The sequence below is a fragment of the Streptomyces sp. NPDC046197 genome, assembly GCF_040646295.1.
In the GTDB taxonomy this organism is placed as follows: Bacteria; Actinomycetota; Actinomycetes; order Streptomycetales; family Streptomycetaceae; genus Streptomyces.
Genome location: NZ_JBEYZY010000033.1, coordinates 73,870 through 77,225, shown reverse-complemented (window position 1 = coordinate 77,225; position 3,356 = coordinate 73,870). Strand labels below are relative to the sequence as shown.

Below are 3,356 nucleotides of genomic sequence, written 5' to 3'. Positions count from 1 at the left end.
CAGCTGGCACCTCACCCCGGCCACCGCATAAGCAAGAAGGGCCGCCCGGCCCACGGCCGGGCAACCCTTCACCAAGATCTTCATGAGTCTTCTAGACGAGTAAGTCCCATGTCGGGCCTGGGGAAAGACCGAGGGTCTCGTTGATCTGTTTGTGACGACAGACCTCGAGACCCTCTTGACCGCACTCTACGTGAAGATCGACGACGAGATCGGAGGAACACGGTGGTTGGGGCGCCCGCCGTTGCTCAGCGACTCCGAACTGGTCTGCCTGGCGGTCGCCCAGGCCCTGCTGGGCCACCGCTCCGAGGCCCGGTGGCTACGCTTCGCTCGCAGGCACCTGGCCGACATGTTCCCGTATCTGCCCCGGCAGTCCGGCTACAATAAACGGCTGCGGGCGGCGCTTCCGCTGGTCAAGCGCGTCATCCGGCGCGCTCATCGGCGTCGGTTTCGGGTCGCCAACGCCCCCGTCACCAACACCGCGGTGAGCGGGCTGCCGCCGAGCCGGGCCTGTGGCGGGGGCGATCACCTCCACCGCCCGCCAGTTCGGCGCCGCGCTCGGCATCGCCCTGGCCGGCGGCCTGGTCGCGGGCACCGGCCCGGCGGGGCTCGCGCAGGCGTCCCGTCCCGGCCGGATCCTGGTCGCGGGCTGCGGGCTGTTGCTGTTCGCCCTGGCGCAAGGGATGACGCGTGGGGCGCGGACCGAGCCGTCGCGTCAGGGCTGTGACGCGTGGGAGATCAAGATGACGTCAGGTTGGTCAGGCTGCGGTTTTCGGGGGGCGTCCGCCCATGTGGTCACACCACCGGGCCGCGGGCGCCATCGCGTCCGATTCGTTCAAGACCGGGCACCGCCGCCCCGCCTACCGTGACGGCATGACTCCACGATTCGCAGTGATCGGCGTGGTGGCCTCCGACCTGGCCGCCTCCCTCGCCTTCTACCGTCGCCTCGGACTCGTCTTCCCGGAGGGTGCCGAGGAGGAGCCGCACGTCGAGGCCGAGCTGCCCGGCGGGCTCGTCCTCGCGCTGGACACCGAGCAGACCGTCCGTTCCTTCTACGCGGGATGGCAACCCCCGGCCGGGGGCGGCCGCGTCTCGCCGGCGTTCCGGTGCGACTCGCCCGCCGACGTGGACGCCGTGTACGAGGACCTGGTGGGCGCCGGGTACCACGGTGAGCTCGAGCCGTGGGACGCCTTCTGGGGGATGCGGTACGCGGTCGTGCACGACCCCGACGGCAACGGCGTCGATCTGTTCGCACCGCTACCGGCGGTCGCCGCCCAGTAGCTCCCCCAGCGGCATGCCCGCCAACTCCCGTACGTCCCGCGCCAGATGGGCCTGGTCGGCGAAGCCCGCGCGGATCGCCGTCTGCGCGTGGGGCACGCCGGCCCGGGCCAGCGCAAGGGCCCGTTGCAGCCGCAGCACACGGGCCAGCGTCTTGGCGCCGTAGCCGAAGGCGGTGAGCGAACGGCGGTGCAACTGGCGTACTCCCAGGCCGAGTTCGTCGGCCGTCGCGGCGACCGGACGGCCCGCGTCGAGGGCCGCCACGATCCGTCCCAGCAGCGGGTCGGGCGGGCCCGCCTCGGCCGCGCGCTCCAGGGCCACCGCTTCCAGCGCGGTCGCGGGGTCGTCCGCCGCGTCGATCCGTCCGCGCAGCCGCCGGACCACCGGGGCGGGCCACAGGTCGGCGAGATCGACGCGCCGGTCGCGCAGTTCGTGGGCGGGCACGCCGAGGAAGCCGGGCGCGGTGCCCGGGCAGAAGCGGACGCCGGCCCAGCGCGAGGGCGGCCCCTCGATGGCGTACGCGCGTGTGTCGGGTCCGGCGACGAGCAGCCGCCCTTCACTCCACAGCAGGTCCATGCACCCGTCGGGCAGCACGGGCCCGGCACCGGAGGCGGCCGGGAGGTTCGTCCACACCACCGCACCGGCCAGCAGCGACGGCCGCTCGGCATAGCCGGAAGTGCGCACAGGAGTGTCCACCGCTACCCCACCCGCGTCCGGTGTTCCTGTGGGCTGACTCCGTATTCGCGTTTGAAGGCGTTGGAGAGGGCGAACGCGCTCCCGTAGCCGACCTGGCGGGCGATCACCGCGATGGTGTCGTCGGTGTCGCGGAGGCGGTCGGCGGCCAGGGCGAGCCGCCAGCCGGTGAGGTGGGCCATCGGGGGCCGGCCCACCAGCTCGGTGAAGCGGCGGGCGAGCGCTGCCCGGGACACCCCGGCCTTCGCGGCGAGTTCCGCCACCGTCCAGGGGTGCGCCGGGTCGTCCTGGATCAGCCGCAGCGCCCGGCCGACGACGGGGTCCGCGAGCGCCCGGTACCAGCCGGGGGGCTCCGCGTCCGGGCGTGCGAACCAGGCTCTGAGCGCCGCGATGACCAGCAGGTCGAGGAGACGGTCGAGGACGACCTCCTGGCCCGGTTCGTCGCGCACGATCTCGCCCGTCGGAAGGGACGTGAGCGGGCACTCCCACACGTCCGAGCCCAGGGTGAGCAGCGGCGGCAGCGCGTCCAGGAGGCGGCCTCTGATCTCGCCCCGCATGAGGTACGTCCCGATCAGCAGCACCGTGGAGCCGTCGAGGCGGTCGCCCCAGGTGCGCACGCCGAGGTCCATGGAGCCGTTCAGGGAGCGGCCGTCGGGGTAGCGGCACTCGCCGCCGGGCAGGATCAGCGCCTGGGGCGCGGTGCGGGGGTCGTCGGCGCAGGTGTACGGGTCCGGGCCGCGTGCGATGGCGAGGTCACCGGCCGTCAGCCGGACCCCTTCGCCGTCGTCGGGCATGATCCAGGCGTCGCCGCGGACCACCAGCATCACCATCAGCGGGGCATGGTCCTCGATGCGAACGCCCCACGGCGGATCGAAGCACGCGCGGATCATGAAGGCGCCACGGGCGCGCGGGCCGTCCAGCAGGCCTGCGAGTGCGTCCATGGCGTCAGCGTAGACGCGCGCTCACGGGAATGAGCCGTTCAGCGATGGTTGGCCCGCCCGGGCAGCGGTTCGCTGAGGTCATGACAGGGGACGCATGGAGCATGGCGCCGGTGGTGACCGGGGCGTCCGGCCACACGGGGAGACGAACGGCCGAGGCGGCGCGGGCGGCGGGCCTTTCAGCGCGGGCGGCCTCGCGGGCGGACGGCTTCGACCGGCAGGACAGGTCGACGTCGGCCTCCTCGCCCACGAGGCGGTCTCCGGGCCGCGGCTGCTGACCTTCGGGGAGGCGGTCGCGGAGATCGCCGGGGTGAGAGGTCGCGCGCCGGCGTACCGGCCGGTGCCGGCCCGGCGGTACGCCGGTACGCCGGTACGCCGGTACGCCGGTACGCCGGTACGCCGGTACGCCGGTACGCCGGTACGCCGGTACGCCGGTACGCCGGTACGCCG

3 protein-coding genes and 1 pseudogene are annotated in these 3,356 nt (G+C 73.7%); 2 read left to right on the top strand and 2 right to left on the bottom strand.

What is annotated here, in order from left to right; genetic code table 11:
- The first annotated feature begins 870 nt into the window (after positions 1-870).
- A complete protein-coding gene (locus AB0A61_RS32845; RefSeq protein ID WP_361300520.1) occupies positions 871-1,278 on the top strand; it encodes a VOC family protein in 408 nt (135 codons plus the stop codon).
- On the opposite strand, the gene AB0A61_RS32840 is transcribed toward AB0A61_RS32845, so the two are convergent.
- Positions 1,255-1,971, bottom strand: a complete 717-nt coding sequence (locus AB0A61_RS32840) for a helix-turn-helix domain-containing protein (RefSeq protein WP_361300517.1) — start codon at positions 1,969-1,971, stop codon at positions 1,255-1,257. The genes AB0A61_RS32845 and AB0A61_RS32840 overlap by 24 nt on opposite strands.
- Before the next feature lie 2 nt (positions 1,972-1,973).
- A complete protein-coding gene (locus AB0A61_RS32835) occupies positions 1,974-2,909 on the bottom strand; it encodes an AraC family transcriptional regulator (RefSeq protein ID WP_361300514.1) in 936 nt (311 codons plus the stop codon).
- Positions 2,910-3,003: 94 nt separating this feature from the next.
- Between AB0A61_RS32835 and AB0A61_RS32830 the strand changes: the two are divergent.
- Positions 3,004-3,356 (top strand): annotated as a pseudogene (locus AB0A61_RS32830) (hypothetical protein); the annotation flags it as partial.